Origin of the sequence: Leptolyngbya sp. KIOST-1, from assembly GCF_000763385.1 — a bacterium.
Lineage (GTDB): Bacteria > Cyanobacteriota > Cyanobacteriia > Phormidesmidales > Phormidesmidaceae > Nodosilinea.
On record NZ_JQFA01000002.1, the window covers coordinates 1842187 to 1855971 of the forward strand.

The following is a 13785-nucleotide window of genomic DNA, read 5'->3' on the forward strand; positions in this document are numbered from 1 at the left end:
GCTCTTTTTGTACCGAATGACCTATGGGCGACTTCAACATTCAGGCTCCCTTTGAACCCACGGGCGACCAGCCCAAGGCGATCGCAGGTCTGACCAAGTTTCTCCAGGACCAGACCAAGTACCAGACCCTGCTGGGGGCCACGGGCACGGGCAAAACCCACACCATCGCCCGCGTCATCAACAACATCGGCAAGCCCACCCTGGTGCTGGCCCACAACAAAACCCTGGCCGCCCAGCTGTGCAACGAGCTGCGGGAGTTCTTCCCCGACAACGCCGTCGAGTACTTCATCAGCTACTACGACTACTACCAGCCCGAGGCCTACATCCCCACCACCGACACCTACATCGCCAAAACGGCTTCGATCAACGACGAGATCGACATGCTGCGGCACTCCGCCACCCGCTCCCTGTTCGAGCGCAAGGACGTGATCGTGGTGGCCTCGATCAGCTGCATCTACGGTCTGGGGATTCCGTCCGAGTACCTTAAAGCCTCGATTCCGCTGCACGTGGGCATGGAAGTCAACCAGCGCCAGGTGCTGCGGGACCTGGCCTCGATTCAGTATGAGCGCAACGATTTGGACTTGGGCCGGGGCAAGTTTCGGGTCAAGGGCGATGTGCTAGAGATTGGCCCCGCCTACGAGGACAGAATTATCCGTGTGGAGTTTTTTGGCGACGAGATCGACGCCGTGCGCTACGTGGACCCGATCACCGGGGCCACCCTCCAGAGCATGGAGGGTCTGAGCATTTACCCGGCCAAGCACTTTGTAACGCCGGATGAGCGCATTGAAGAAGCCTGCCAGGCGATCAAAGATGAGCTGCAAGAGCGTTTGGCGGAGCTAGAAAAAGAAGGGAAGTTACTGGAGGCCCAGCGGCTGGAGCAGCGCACTCGCTACGACCTGGAGATGATCCGCGAGGTAGGCTACTGCAACGGGGTGGAAAACTACGCCCGCCACCTGGCGGGGCGCAAAGCCGGGTCGCCGCCGGAATGCCTGCTCGACTACTTTCCCAAGGACTGGCTGTTGGTGATCGACGAGTCCCACGTCACCATTCCCCAGATCCACGGCATGTACAACGGCGATCGCAGCCGCAAGATGGTGCTGATCGACCACGGCTTTCGCCTGCCCAGCGCCGCCGACAACCGCCCGCTCAAGGCCGAAGAATTCTGGGAAAAGGTGAACCAGTGCATCTTTGTCTCGGCTACCCCTGGCGACTGGGAAATGGAGATCTCTGGCGGCAAAGTGGTGGAGCAGATCATTCGCCCCACCGGGGTGCTTGACCCCGAAATTTTTGTGCGCCCCACCGAAGGACAGATCGACGACCTGCTGGGGGAAGTGCGGGAGCGGGCCGCCAAGCAGGAACGGGTGCTGATCACCACCCTGACCAAGCGCATGGCCGAAGACCTGACCGAATACTTCGAGGAGCACGGGGTGCGGGTGCGCTACCTGCACTCGGAAATCCACTCCATCGAGCGGATTGAGATCATCCAAGACCTGCGGGAGGGGCTCTACGACGTGCTGGTGGGGGTGAACCTGCTGCGGGAGGGGCTGGACCTGCCGGAGGTTTCCCTGGTGGCCATTCTTGATGCCGACAAAGAGGGGTTCCTGCGGGCCGAACGCTCCTTGATCCAGACCATTGGCCGCGCCGCCCGCCACGTCCAGGGGCAGGCCATCCTCTACGCCGACAACTTAACAGACAGCATGGCCAAGGCCATCAGCGAAACCGAACGCCGCCGCGCCATCCAGACCGCCTACAACGAGGCCCACGGCATTACCCCCACCTCGATCATCCGCCGCAACAGCAACTCGATTCTGTCGTTCCTCGAAGTCTCCCGCCGCCTCAACGCCCACGAGCTGGAGGAGGTCTACGAGCATAAGGACGAACTGCCCCTGGAGGACATCCCCGAGTTCATCGGTCAGCTGGAAAAGCAGATGAAGGAAGCCGCCAAAAACCTCGACTTTGAGGAGGCGGCCAAGTACCGCGATCGCATCAAAACCCTGCGCGACCAGCTCCTGGGCAAGCGATCCTGATCTACCCCAAGCACCGTAGGGTATTATGCAGAACGGTGTGCGTCCTCGACCAGGACGCTCCTTCTTGGGCGACAGCACTTCGACGACGGTGATGACCGCGTTACGGCTCACCTCCCTGATCTCCGGGTACCGCTCCTTGCTTTCTGTCGGTATTGGCAGCGTCACCGTTTGAGGCAGCGGTTGAACAGCTACAGTCTCAGTGGGTTCGGCCAAAGGCGAGGACACGGCCTGACGCGATAGCACCACCGCATCGGAATCCCTACCAGCACCCCTCCCCCCTCAGAAGTGTCCATATCGGTGCGGGTTTCTACCTCTACGTAGTAGCGATACCGCAACTACTGAGTTAAGAGGATGCTATTCATTGGGGCAAACCGGCTCAAGCATGGATTTATCGGGATAGCCCGGTTAGACGGATTCCCCTACCCTCAACCTTTGGCGGCGCTCAGCAGTTTGCGAATCTCGTCGTTGAGTTCGCGGAAGACAAAGCGGGGGCTAACCTCATCCAGCATGTCCACAATCCGTTGGGCCTGGGTCTCGCTCAGGTCGCGGTTGCCGGTCAGCTGCTCCAGCTTCACCTTGACGATGTGGCTGCGGATCTCGTCCTGGGAGGCACCGTTGGCCACCATATCGCCGACGATCTTGCTCGACCGGGCAAACTGAATAAAGTCTTTGTTGATCAAGTCGTAGGACAGCTCGCCCTTTTTGTTGGTGTAGGCGGCGACCACGGCGGCGTACTCGGCGCTGTCCACCGTAGCCTCGTCCTCGGGAGCGTCTGTCTCCAGATCCTCCTCGGGGGTGGAGGCCGGAGGCTGACCACTCAGCTTCACCGGACCACGCTTGGAGTAGGGCAGACCGGCCGTCAACTCCAGCGCCTCCTGAAACGCCTCCAGGGGAAACAGCTCCAGATTGACGTTGGCATTGGGGACAGGATCCCCCGTGTTGCGGCTAAAGGACGCTAAACCGGGCTGGTCGGTGTCGTAGCGCATCACCACGACCCCAGACTTGCCGCCCCTCAGCTTTTGGCGGTAGGCAGCAGCCTCGATGGTCGATAGCTCGACAATTTTTGTTCTGATCATGATCCAGGTAAGAATTCAACAGTCCTCGAACCACCTGCATCATAGTCCCTGGCCAGCATCCTGCCACCCCCATCCCGCCCAGACTTCTCCGGTAGCCGCCTATGCGCGCTGACCGCACATCAGCCGCTGCTCCGCCGTCACCTCACTGTAGAGGGCTTCCAGGGCCGAGATATTGTCGCGCAGGGTGTAGCGCTGCAGCACTCGCTCGCGGGCCTTGTGGCCCAACAGCTGGGTAATTTCGGGGTGGTCGCGCAAAATGGGCAAGATGGTTTGTAGCTGCGACGACACCCGCTGCGTGTCGAGCACAATGCCCGCCCCGTCGGCCAGCACCTCGCCGTCGGCCCCGGCGTCGGTGGCGATACAGGCGGTGCCGCAGGCCATCGCCTCCAGCAGCGACAGCGACAGCCCCTCCACCAGAGACGGCAGGATAAAGCCGTCCGCCGCCCGCAGAATATCGATGCGGCGCTGCTCGTTGGCCAGGTAGCCCAGCCACAGAATGTCGTCATCCTCGCCGTAGAACCGCTTTAGGGACGCCTCCAGGGGACCGCTGCCGACGATCGCCAGCTTGCAGTTAGGCCCCATCTCCGCCTGACGCCAGCCCCGCAGCAGCGCCTCCACATTTTTTTCCAGCGAAATTCGCCCCTGGTAGACAAACAGCTGCCGGGCGTACAGATCGGCCTTTACCGCCGACGGCCCGGGCGAGTAGCGCAGGGTATCTACGCCGTTGGGAATGACCACCAGGGTAGAGGCGGGCACCCCCAGCTTGCTCAGCAGGTCGCGCTGTAGCTCCGAAAAGACGATGACGCGATCGTAGTTGGCCAGACAGGGGGCATAGAGCTGGTAGGTGAGGTGCTGGGTGCCCGAGGTCAGGCTGCGTACCCGGCGATCGAAGGCGGGATGAAAGGTGGCCACCAGGGGAATCTTGAGGTCGGCACAGATTTCGGGCAGCCTAAAATCGAGCGGTGACAGGGTCAGCGACGCGTGGACCAGGTCGGGCTGCAGTCGCTCCAGGGCTTCCGCCAGCAGCTTGCCCGACTTCAGGGACGGAATCGTCAGAATCTGGGATTTGAACAGGAAAGGTAGCGGCACCTCCTCGGAGCGCTGGATTGGGTCGTGATGCTGCCCTTCCTGGGGTTGGGCAAAGTGCAAAAAGGTAACCCGGTAGCCACGCTCCAGCAGGGCGTTGGTCACCTCTCGGCCATAGGTGACGTTGCCACAGAAGGGATTTTTTTTACCTAGCCACGCGATGTGCATGCCGTGTCGCGATATCCGCTAAACATCCGAAACCAGCATCAGCTATGGGCTGACGCGATCGCCTCAAGGGGCCATTTATGGCCAAGGTAAAAAAACAGTGCCTGGCGTAGCGCCTAGACCTTTCTCATGGCCGTATCGGCAATATACCAGGTTACAACTCCCCCTAAACCCACCAGGGCGCCCATGCCAATGAAAACATTGGCCAATCCCAGGCGCGCTTCCACGATGCTGGCCAGGGCCAAAGGCAGGCTAAGGGCAATATTGATCAAATTGTTTTGCAGGCCAAACACTTTACCCCGCATCGCTTCTGGCGTTTTTTCCTGAATCAGGGTCTGCATCGGAATCCCAACGAAGGCCCCACACAGGCCAAGTACCGCAATAATCACCATGGAGGCCCACAGCTGATGGGTGGTCCAGGCCAGGGAAACCAGACAAGCCGCGAGGCCAAGGGCACCCCACAGGCTCAGAAATCGCCTGGGAAAACGGGGGCCAAAGTTGCCCACCAGCACCGCCCCCAGGCCCAGGCCCAGCCCCCCAGCGGCCAGCAAAAAGCCAAACTGCGAGGCCTTGATGGCGGGGATCATTTCGGCCAGCCGCACGGCCAGCACCGCCAGGGCCGCAAAAACCGAGGACAGCAGCACCAGCTGAATAATTGCCACCCGCACCTGCACCTGCTGCCCCAGGTAGCGCAAGCCATCTTTGATGTCGGCCCAAAACTGAGACAAATCTTCGTGGGCTGCCGAGAGGGTTTCTGGGCCGGGGGCCATCGTCGTCAGGCAGAGCCCCGCCACCAAATAGCTGAGGCCCACCAAAATAGCCGGGCCATTGTTGGCGATTCCCAGGGCCAGCATCAGCCGGTCGGCCAGGGCTAGCAGCGGCTCACCCACCGCAAAGCCGACAATCACCGACGCCATCATAGTGGTGGTGTAGAGGGAGTTGGCCGAGAGCAGATCGCCTTCGGCCACAATTAGCGGAATAATGGACTGCTCCGCCGGGGCAAAAAACTGGGTCAGGGTAGAAATGAGAAAGGTCACCAGCAGCAGCAGCCAAAAAGCCACCGGCAGGCCCAGCACAGTACCCCAACCCAGGGTCAGCCAAATTCCCAGGGGCAGGGCCATTACCAGGCCGCCCCGCAGCAAGTTCGACCAGATCAGGACCGGGCGCTTGGGCCAGCGATCGACAAATACCCCGGCCAGGGCCCCAAACAGGACGGCGGGCACCGTGAAGGCAATCATCACCGCTGCTACCCAGCCACTAATGGTCTGTCCAGGGGTTTCAAAGCGGGCTGCAATGATGGCGATCATCAGGACCAGATAGACTTTGTCGGCCAGCTGAGAGAACAGCTGCCCGGCCCATAGGATTAAAAAATTACGGTTTTGAAACACAGCCCCAAACCCGTTCTCTGGCTCTGGGGGCAGGTGATCGAAACCCAGCGCCCCCCGTTGTGCCGGGGCAGAGTCTATGTCGTCTGAGGTGGATTTTTCAAACTCAGCCGGAGACAAATCGTTTGCCTCGGCTGTGTCAGTATCAGCATCAAACTCGCGGAGCATGGGTTAACCAACGAACCAGCAGGGCGCTGAATAGCTCTCTACCCAGCAGTTTAAACGGTAGCAAAACAGACATCAACCAGAGCTGCCGACCGAATCGGACGTTCAAAGTGGTCCTGAGCATATTCTCGCAGAAGGCGCTCAACTCGCGACCACAGCTGCTGGCTTTTGCCTGCCCCACTGGACTCAAAGCCGTGGGGCAGGTCTGTGGGGAGGGTCGAGACAATGTCAGGCTTGCTCAGCTGCTGGAGCAGCGCGACATCGGTAGCGGTTAGCAGCGTTGGGCGCTTCTGGCTCTGGCTTGAGCGCCCCGATGACTCGACCAGTGGGGGAGTAGCGGCTAGCTGCACCAGCCCTCCGGCATCGGTCCTAAACTCAACGCGCCAGGCGGGGTCGAGCAGATTGGGCACAATGTCTACCCGACTGAGGGTGCAGCGGTGCACCTCGGGAGCCACCCCATCCAGGGCCAGCAGGTGGTAAAGCCCGTGGCAGAGAGCCGCCAGCAGCGCCCCGGGAGGGGCAGTTTCGAGGCGTTCCAGATGTTCTACGAGTACATTATACAAATCGCTCTGGGTACAGTCGCTCAGGGCCATGAGTAGGGCCACCTCGGCCAGGTACTGGCTGGCGGTCAGCCGCCCCAGGTGCTGACTTAGCCCTGGAAAGGTGCGCTGGGTCTCAGCCTGAACCAGCTTGTCGAGGCGCTTGCCCTTGACCACCAGGCAGTCGTTGATAACGAACAGACCGCTGCGCCCCCCCAGCCGCGACTGGTGCTTGCGCGCCCCCGGAGCCACCGCCCGCACCAGACCCAGATCGGGGGTGAGGATGGTGAGCAGGCGATCGCTCTCGCCCAGCGGCATGGCCTTGAGGTTGATGCCAGTGGTTTTGTAGGTTTGACTCATTGAGGTTGATTCAGGGGGCGGCTACAGCGCCAGAGCCCTGGCATAGCGCTCTCTTGAAAACCAGTTTGTGAAGACCAGCTTGAGTCCAGATCGCTACGCGGCGGCGGGTAGTGCTTCCATTGTATGGAAAAATAGGGGGCTGAGCTCTTTAAAATGTTGAGGCGATCGCCTTTTTTTGACTAGAAAAATCATCTAGACAAAAGCTTGTGCTATACCTGCGGAAACCTTTTCTAAAAATTCATTCTCAAATAGGTATTTTTTTAGCCGTCAAATTAGCGTTATTTCCTACTATTTGCGAACAGATTATGGACTCAACCCGATATACCCGTGGACAAGCTGCCCTAGCCAGAATTCATGGTCACATCGGTGAGGGGGTCATGGATGCCCTGGGCGATATTGCCCCCGACTTTGCCCGGCTGATTGTGGAATTTCCCTACGGGGATATTTACTCACGGCCCGGCCTATCGCCCAAGCAACGGCAGATTGCCACGATCGCGTCTCTGGTCACCCTCGGTAACGCCCCCACCGAACTCAAGGCCCATATTCAGGGCAGCCTGAACGTAGGCTGCACCCGAGACGAAATTGTTGAAGTGATCATGCAGATGGCGGTATACGCTGGATTTCCGGCTGCTGTCAATGCGCTGCTGGTGGCCAAAGCCGTTTTTGCCGAACTGGATCAAAAACAGTCAATTTGAGCCAATTGCCGGGTTAGTTCATAACTTAATAACCTGCGTTCCTTAGCACCGAACGTTACATCGCTTGGGCGTCGTTTAACATGGTTCAATTCAGCTCAACTGCCAATCCTTCGGCCCCAGCCGGCCTAAAACCCGTTTTGATTGTAACCGGCGGCAGTCGAGGCATTGGGGCAGCTACGGCCCAGCTAGCCGCTGCGCGGGGGTATGCAGTGTGCGTCAACTACCGGCACCACCAGGCCGCCGCCAGCGGGGTGGTCGGATCCATTGCCCGGGCAGGCGGACAGGCGATCGCCGTCGCCGCCGATGTCGCCATTGAGGCCGAGGTGGTGCGTCTGTTTCAGACCGTAGATGCGCAGCTGGGCCGGGTGACGGCCCTGGTCAACAACGCCGGCATTTTAGAACGGCAGCAGCGCGTCGAAGACATCGATGCCGCCCGGATCTCCCGCATACTGGCCGTCAACGTGACCGGCAGCTTTTTGTGCGCCCGCGAAGCGATCCGGCGGATGTCAACCCGACGCGGCGGAGCGGGGGGAGCCATCGTCAATGTGTCGTCGGTGGCGGCCCGTCTGGGTGCGCCAGGGGAATATGTGGACTATGCCGCCGCCAAGGGCGCGATCGACAGCCTGACCATTGGCCTGGCGCAGGAAGTGGCCGCCGAAGGCATTCGCGTCAATGCCGTGCGCCCTGGGTTCATCTATACCGATATCCACGCCAGCGGCGGCGAACCCGATCGCGTCGAGCGAGTCAAAACAGCTGTACCCCTGGGGCGAGGCGGACAGGCGATCGAGGTGGCCCAGGCCATTCTGTGGCTGCTGTCGGCGGAGTCGGCCTACACAACGGGCGCATTTATCGATGTGGCCGGTGGCAAATAGCTCCCGGGGGGCAAGCCGCAGGGGCGATCGCCCCTGCCAAAATCCGACATGGTTCTTGACCTGCCCTGGCGGCACAGCCCCTGTCTTCACACAAAAGGAGGCAGATGGGGTAAGTTTATGCCTGTGGTTTGGCCTGAGCGGTTTATGGGTTACAGACGTTTTTTCACCGGGTTGGGCCTGGGCCTAGTGCTCAGCGTTTGCCTCGCCTGCTCCCAGCGGGTGCTGCTGTCGGAGCCGCCCCCCTCTGCCGATGCGGTAGCCGCGGAGGTTTCTCCCCAGCAGGCGCGGGAGGGGTCGGCGATCGCCTCCGAACTCCCCGCCCCTGTCGCTCCGGAGCTATCCGCCGCCGCCCAGGGCTGGATTGCCAGTGCTCCGGGGGGCATGGTCAGCCCGCCCCGCAAGGATGTGCGCCTGGTAGCCATCAGCGACCTGAACAGCGCCTACGGATCCACCGACTACGACCCGGAGGTCGATAAGGCGATCGCGCTGCTGCCCTTCTGGCAGCCCGATCTGGTGGTCTGCGGCGGCGATATGGTCGCCGGGCAAAAGGCATCCCTCACCCCCGAGCAAATCAGGGCCATGTGGCAGGCCTTTGACGATCGCGTCGCGGCCCCGCTGCGCGCCCAAAACCTCCCCTTTGGCTTCACCGTTGGTAACCACGACGCCTCCGGGGCCAGGGGACCCAACAACACATTCCTGTTCCAGCAGGAACGCGATCTGGCCACCGTCTACTGGAGGGCTCCAGAGCACAGCCCTGGGGTCAACTTCATCGACCGCAGCGATTTTCCCTTCTACTACACCTTTGAGCAGCAGGGCATTTTCTTTATGGCCTGGGATGGCTCGACCAGCCAGATTCCAGCGGATAAACTGGCCTGGGTGGAGCAGGCCCTGGCCAGCGACGCCGCCCAGCAGGCCAAAGCCCGAATTTTGATCAGCCACCTGCCCCTCTACGGGGTGGCGGTGGGCCGCGATCGCCCCGGCGAAGTAATGGCCAACCCCGAACAGCTGCGGGCCATGCTCGAGCGCTACCGCGTGCACACCTACATCAGCGGCCACCATCACGCCTACTACCCCGGCCACCGCGGGCAGCTCCAGCTGCTGCACACCGGGATTTTGGGCTCTGGCCCCCGCCCCCTGATCGACAGCAATCGCCCCCCCTGGAAGGGCCTGACGGTCATCGATATAGACTTCAGCGATCCCGACCTGACTACCTACACCACCTACGACATCCAAACCCTGCGCACGGTTGAGTACGACGAACTCCCCCGATTCTTGGCGGGGCACAATGGCGTGGTGCTGCGCCGGGATATTGCCTACGACGACCTGGCCCCCGACGAGAAGTCATTCTGTGAGCAACGCCTGGGGAAAGCCCTGTGTACCAGCCACCTGCCCTTCCCCAAACCCAAAACCTATGCAGCCTAGCCTTTGGATCCTAGCCCCGACCTGCCACCGGTCAGGAATCAATCAGCCTGGAGCAGAACAATCGGCGGTCAGCGCACTGGTTTTGTGCTAGGGTAGGAAGGAATAAGGGCAGTTATGCCCGAGCTTTGCTGTCTGTATGTTTTATGCCGACAGTTTTTTAATGACCGTGCTGCTACGCAGCCTTAACGACTCTGCCTGGAACAGTGGGAGGTGGCTCAAAAGTTCCGGGGCAATCCAACCCAATTTTTGCAGGTCTCAGCGCCTGCCGATTGTTTGGCTCACCAGTTCATACCCAAGGAGTAAAGAAGCGATTTCGTATGACTCAAGTCGTTGTAGGTGAAAACGAGGGCATTGAATCAGCCCTGCGCCGCTTTAAGCGGCAGGTCTCTAAGGCAGGGATTTTTTCAGAAGTTAAGCGTCGTCGCCACTTCGAGACGCCCCAGGAAAAGCGCAAGCGCAAAGCCGTAGCTCGTCGCAAAAAGCGCTACCGCTAAACCGCCATCCGGCCATGTCTGGACATCTCGAATCTAGCGGGCGACTCTCGGCCTAAACCGATTGGCCCCTAGAGCACCGTCTGGATACGGCTAATAAAACCACACCCAGGGACGCCAATGGCGTCCCTTTTTATTGGGGTTACATCTTTTATTGGGGTTACATCCCGCTCGGGCTACCCCTCGGTATTGGCGTTGACCAGAGTCAGCAGCGGGCCGATCTGCTCCTGTCCGCTGACGGCCAGTTCGCTGTGGCACAGTACTACACGCTCCGTCACCCGGCCCAGCAGATCGCGCAGGATACGCTCGGGGCGATCGCGGTGCAGCTCCTCCAGCTCGTCCGTGCGCCAGGGTCGCCCCCCATAGCTGTCCAGAAAAATCGGGTAGCCAAACAACAAATCCTCTGTGCCCCCCAGCCACCGGGGCGATCCGGCATCGATCCAGAAGTGCCAGCGGTGGCGCAGGCGCTGAAGTCGGTACTGATACACCGTGGCAATGGTAATCACTCGCTGGCTGGGGTCAGCCGACTCCACCGGGTAGGGATCGGCGGTGACGGTACCCTGGCGCAGCAACAGAATGAACCGCTCCAGGGCGGGTTTGAGCAGGTGGGCCGGGGTGGTGCCCAGGGTGGGGGGAATCTGACGCAGCCGATCTTCGATCGCCCAGTACTGCTGGGCGGTTTCCATCAGCTCGCGCAGGGCCGCCAGCTGGTCGGGGGGCAGGTGACTGCCGCCCCAGTAAAAGGTCTGAATGGCCCGATCCAGCACGCTGACCACCCCTGGGGTGAGGCGGCGCTGGCGCTGCTGCCGCTGCTGCTCAATCCACTGGCGGAGGCGGCTGTAGGCGTCGGTCGCCTTGTAACCCAGCCGGTCCCAGCGCTCGAAGCGCTCGACGGGCAGCAGCTCTGGCTGCTCCAGGCCAGGTTCAAAACAGTGGTCTACCAGCAGCTCGGCCCGCACCGGATCGATCTGCACCGACTCAAACCAGGGGCCGGCCTCCGGGGCCTGGGGAATCTGGCTGAGCACCAGCAGCATTTCGGCCACGGCTTCCGCATCGGCCAGCCGCCCCAGCCCGGGGTAGACAAAGCTCAGCAGGGTGAGTAAGGCCCGCACCAGCGGCGAGTGAATCACCGGGCGCTGGTCGTTGAGGGAGGCCACGGGCAGACCGCGGCTGGTCAAGATTTCGGCCAGGGTGTAGCGGGCGATCGCGTCCAGACCGGGGCCAATAATCGCCACCTCGTGGGGGGCGACCTGCCCATCCTTAACCACCTTCACAACCTGCTCCGCCGTCTGCCGCAGCAGCTCTCCCCGCGACACTGTCTGCAGGGTTTGAAAGCAGGCCAGCGGTTCTGGCTGGGTGAGCGGATCCATCACCCACTGCACCACCTGGTCGCCCCAGCGGTAACCCAGGGAGGCGGCGGCGGGGTCGGGCCGCTGGCTCACCTGACACTGGGGCTTTAGCTGCCGCTCCAGGCTGTCGGGGTTGGCCCCCATGCCCAACCGCCCTTTACCGTAGCGGTTCCAAGTAATCGCCACCGGGCGGTCCCCGTCGATAAAGACCTGGAGCCACTGGGCGGCGATCGCCGGGTACTCGTCCAGGTCATCGACAAAAACACCGCCGTAGCGGGCCAGCAGTTTCTCCTGGTAGAGGGGATGGGGCAGCAGATGTCGCCAGTACAGCTCGGTCATCACCCCGTAGGTGAGCAGGCTGCGCTCCAGGCACCAGTCGCGCCAGCCCACCACCGCCTCGCCGATCGCCTGCCAGACAGTCTCCGGCGCATAGCCCGAGGGGATTCCTTCGGGCAGCAGCACCGGCAAATCCTCCGCCGGAATTCCCGCCCCCGCCGCCATCTGCAAAAAGTCGAGCGCTCGCCGCACGGTTTGGGCCTCGCGCCAGCCCTCGACGGTCAGGGTGCCGTCCAGCAATTTCTCCTGCCACAGCCCGGTGGTCAGCTCCTGCTCATTTTCAGGGCGCAACCGCAGCGGAAACTGCGGCAGCAGCCCCAGGCTGTTCACCAGCAGCGGCCAGAACAAAGTAACTTCGTCCTGAATAAACCCGTTAGGCGTAGTTGTAACCACCGCCACTGCGGGGACCAGATCGGCCAGACGGGCCGCCAGTCGCAGGCGGTTGTCGCCATTGGCCGCAAAAACCAAATAGCTCTGCCCCAGTGCCAGGGGTGGACCGCCGGGGCGATGGGCCGAATCAGCGCTCAGCTGCTCCAGCAGCCAGGCCGTCTTGCCGCTACCTGTCGCACCCTCAAGCCACCGGGGCCGGTCTGCCATGGCAACAACTCAGGTAGGACACCGATTAGGACACCGATACCGCCACCACCATCAGTCCCACCACCAGCGCCAGCCCTAACCCGCCTAGAATGACGTAGTTGCGCTTCTGCGACGCCGTTGGAGGTTCAGCCTCGTACATTTTGGGCTCGTTGGCAAAGTTGTTGAGGCGACCGCCCTCTTCGGTGGTGTAAGGCATCGTTAAAGAATCCTTCTTAAAAGTTGACTAACCTTAAGAGAAGGTTACCTGATGAGGGCGTCAACTGGGTACCCCATGATCCCCAGGCCCGTCGGCACCCACAGCCCTAAATCGCTGCGGAGGCGGGTTGGCGGGGAGCCAGGTCGAGGGCGATCGGATTCCCTACCGAGGGGCGCAGCACCTGGGTAGAGAGGCCTTTTTGGGCGATCGCGGCCTGGAGCGCCTGGACATCGCCTACCACCTTGAGCCAGTTGAGCAGCAGGCCCTGGTAGGTGACTTCGCCAGCATCGGCAGTGGGCAGCACCACCTGAGGCTGCAGCCAGTCCACCAGTTCCAAGGCCGCCTTTTGACCGCGAATGACCGGCCCCACCAGCGGCAGTGTCAGATCCACAATGGGCGTAATCACCACATCGATAGAGCCTTCCTGCTTCAGGTCGTCCCGGTGAAAACCGTGGGGCTCGTAGAACAGCGACAGGCCGCTGTTCTGGTCGCGCAGGATATAGCCGTTTTCGACCAGCAGTGGCCCCATGGGGGTGCCAGACACAGCCTTGATCGTCACCGACCCGGCCAGGGTATGCGTTTCGCCATGGTCCAGAGCAGTGACCTGACGGTAGCCCAACCCTTCAGCCACCTTGGCCGCGCTGGGTGACCCAACCACGGGAATGGCGCGATCGAGCGCCTCCAGGGTAGGCGGGTGGCTATGGTCCTCAAAGCCCTGACTGAGCAAAATCAAATCGATGGCGTCGGGCAGGGGACGGGGTTGGGGGTGTTCTCCCCTAAATAGCCAGGGCTGCTGGCCAAACACCAGGTCACCCACCAGCCAGGGGTCCACTAAAATGCGCTGCCCACCCAGGGTCAGCAGCCAGGAGTTACTGTCGAGCCAGGTGACGTCCATGGGCAGGGCCTGTGTAGAGAATGAGTGTAGAGGTGCCCCTACAGTGTAACGGATTCTTTACACTGGCCCAAGATCGGGCCAGCTGAGGCCGAATTACCCTGGACCGGAGCGTCAGGAGGCTGGGGCAAT

General features: G+C 61.4%; 12 protein-coding genes and 1 pseudogene. 5 read left to right on the top strand and 8 right to left on the bottom strand.

Annotated features, from left to right (window positions below; genetic code table 11):
• Positions 1-23 precede the first annotated feature (23 nt).
• The gene (gene uvrB / locus NF78_RS08100; RefSeq protein ID WP_035985685.1) at positions 24-2027 is read left to right on the top strand and encodes an excinuclease ABC subunit UvrB; all 2004 of its coding nucleotides are present in this window, start codon (positions 24-26) and stop codon (positions 2025-2027) included.
• Between the two features lie 48 nt (positions 2028-2075).
• Here uvrB and NF78_RS33430 read toward each other — a convergent pair.
• The 5 genes and pseudogenes from NF78_RS33430 to recO form a co-directional block, all read right to left on the bottom strand.
• A pseudogene (locus NF78_RS33430) lies at positions 2076-2273 on the bottom strand (DUF4058 family protein); the annotation flags it as partial.
• A gap of 179 nt (positions 2274-2452) precedes the next feature.
• Entirely contained in the window at positions 2453-3103 is a 651-nt protein-coding gene (locus NF78_RS08105) for a hypothetical protein (protein ID WP_035985686.1), read from the bottom strand.
• Positions 3104-3202: 99 nt separating this feature from the next.
• On the bottom strand, positions 3203-4357 hold the full coding sequence (locus NF78_RS08110) for a glycosyltransferase family 4 protein (RefSeq protein ID WP_035985687.1): 1155 nt from the start codon (positions 4355-4357) through the stop codon (positions 3203-3205).
• A gap of 113 nt (positions 4358-4470) precedes the next feature.
• Complete coding sequence (locus tag NF78_RS08115) at positions 4471-5907, bottom strand: MFS transporter (RefSeq protein WP_035985688.1); 1437 nt, start codon at positions 5905-5907, stop codon at positions 4471-4473.
• A gap of 50 nt (positions 5908-5957) precedes the next feature.
• Positions 5958-6803, bottom strand: a complete 846-nt coding sequence (recO, locus tag NF78_RS08120) for a DNA repair protein RecO (protein WP_035985689.1) — start codon at positions 6801-6803, stop codon at positions 5958-5960.
• Between the two features lie 305 nt (positions 6804-7108).
• Between recO and NF78_RS08125 the strand changes: the two genes are divergently transcribed.
• The 4 genes from NF78_RS08125 to rpsU all read left to right on the top strand — a co-directional run bounded on the left by NF78_RS08125 (position 7109) and on the right by rpsU (position 10286).
• Positions 7109-7498 (top strand): carboxymuconolactone decarboxylase family protein, encoded by a 390-nt coding sequence (locus NF78_RS08125; protein WP_035985690.1) that lies wholly within the window; start codon positions 7109-7111, stop codon positions 7496-7498.
• 80 nt (positions 7499-7578) lie between these two features.
• The gene (locus NF78_RS08130) at positions 7579-8370 is read left to right on the top strand and encodes an SDR family oxidoreductase (RefSeq protein ID WP_052049986.1); all 792 of its coding nucleotides are present in this window, start codon (positions 7579-7581) and stop codon (positions 8368-8370) included.
• Positions 8371-8514: 144 nt separating this feature from the next.
• Positions 8515-9792, top strand: coding sequence for a metallophosphoesterase family protein (locus NF78_RS08135; protein WP_035985691.1), 1278 nt, complete (start codon positions 8515-8517; stop codon positions 9790-9792).
• Between the two features lie 317 nt (positions 9793-10109).
• Positions 10110-10286, top strand: a complete 177-nt coding sequence (gene rpsU, locus NF78_RS08140) for a 30S ribosomal protein S21 (RefSeq protein ID WP_035985692.1) — start codon at positions 10110-10112, stop codon at positions 10284-10286.
• Positions 10287-10459: 173 nt separating this feature from the next.
• On the opposite strand, the gene NF78_RS08145 is transcribed toward rpsU, so the two are convergent.
• The 3 genes from NF78_RS08145 to NF78_RS08150 form a co-directional block, all read right to left on the bottom strand.
• On the bottom strand, positions 10460-12565 hold the full coding sequence (locus tag NF78_RS08145; RefSeq protein ID WP_035985693.1) for a hypothetical protein: 2106 nt from the start codon (positions 12563-12565) through the stop codon (positions 10460-10462).
• A gap of 25 nt (positions 12566-12590) precedes the next feature.
• A complete protein-coding gene (gene psb34, locus NF78_RS30985) occupies positions 12591-12761 on the bottom strand; it encodes a photosystem II assembly protein Psb34 (protein ID WP_156119700.1) in 171 nt (56 codons plus the stop codon).
• A gap of 106 nt (positions 12762-12867) precedes the next feature.
• Positions 12868-13656, bottom strand: a complete 789-nt coding sequence (locus tag NF78_RS08150; RefSeq protein ID WP_035985694.1) for an MBL fold metallo-hydrolase — start codon at positions 13654-13656, stop codon at positions 12868-12870.
• Positions 13657-13785: the final 129 nt, after the last annotated feature.

Coding starts and splice junctions, on each gene's coding strand:
- uvrB (WP_035985685.1), top strand. CDS start 24: ATGGGCGACTTCAACATTCAGGCTCCCTTTGAACCCACGGGCGACCAG.
- NF78_RS08105 (WP_035985686.1), bottom strand. CDS start 3,103: ATGATCAGAACAAAAATTGTCGAGCTATCGACCATCGAGGCTGCTGCC.
- NF78_RS08110 (WP_035985687.1), bottom strand. CDS start 4,357: ATGCACATCGCGTGGCTAGGTAAAAAAAATCCCTTCTGTGGCAACGTC.
- NF78_RS08115 (WP_035985688.1), bottom strand. CDS start 5,907: ATGCTCCGCGAGTTTGATGCTGATACTGACACAGCCGAGGCAAACGAT.
- recO (WP_035985689.1), bottom strand. CDS start 6,803: ATGAGTCAAACCTACAAAACCACTGGCATCAACCTCAAGGCCATGCCG.
- NF78_RS08125 (WP_035985690.1), top strand. CDS start 7,109: ATGGACTCAACCCGATATACCCGTGGACAAGCTGCCCTAGCCAGAATT.
- NF78_RS08130 (WP_052049986.1), top strand. CDS start 7,579: ATGGTTCAATTCAGCTCAACTGCCAATCCTTCGGCCCCAGCCGGCCTA.
- NF78_RS08135 (WP_035985691.1), top strand. CDS start 8,515: ATGGGTTACAGACGTTTTTTCACCGGGTTGGGCCTGGGCCTAGTGCTC.
- rpsU (WP_035985692.1), top strand. CDS start 10,110: ATGACTCAAGTCGTTGTAGGTGAAAACGAGGGCATTGAATCAGCCCTG.
- NF78_RS08145 (WP_035985693.1), bottom strand. CDS start 12,565: ATGGCAGACCGGCCCCGGTGGCTTGAGGGTGCGACAGGTAGCGGCAAG.
- psb34 (WP_156119700.1), bottom strand. CDS start 12,761: ATGCCTTACACCACCGAAGAGGGCGGTCGCCTCAACAACTTTGCCAAC.
- NF78_RS08150 (WP_035985694.1), bottom strand. CDS start 13,656: ATGGACGTCACCTGGCTCGACAGTAACTCCTGGCTGCTGACCCTGGGT.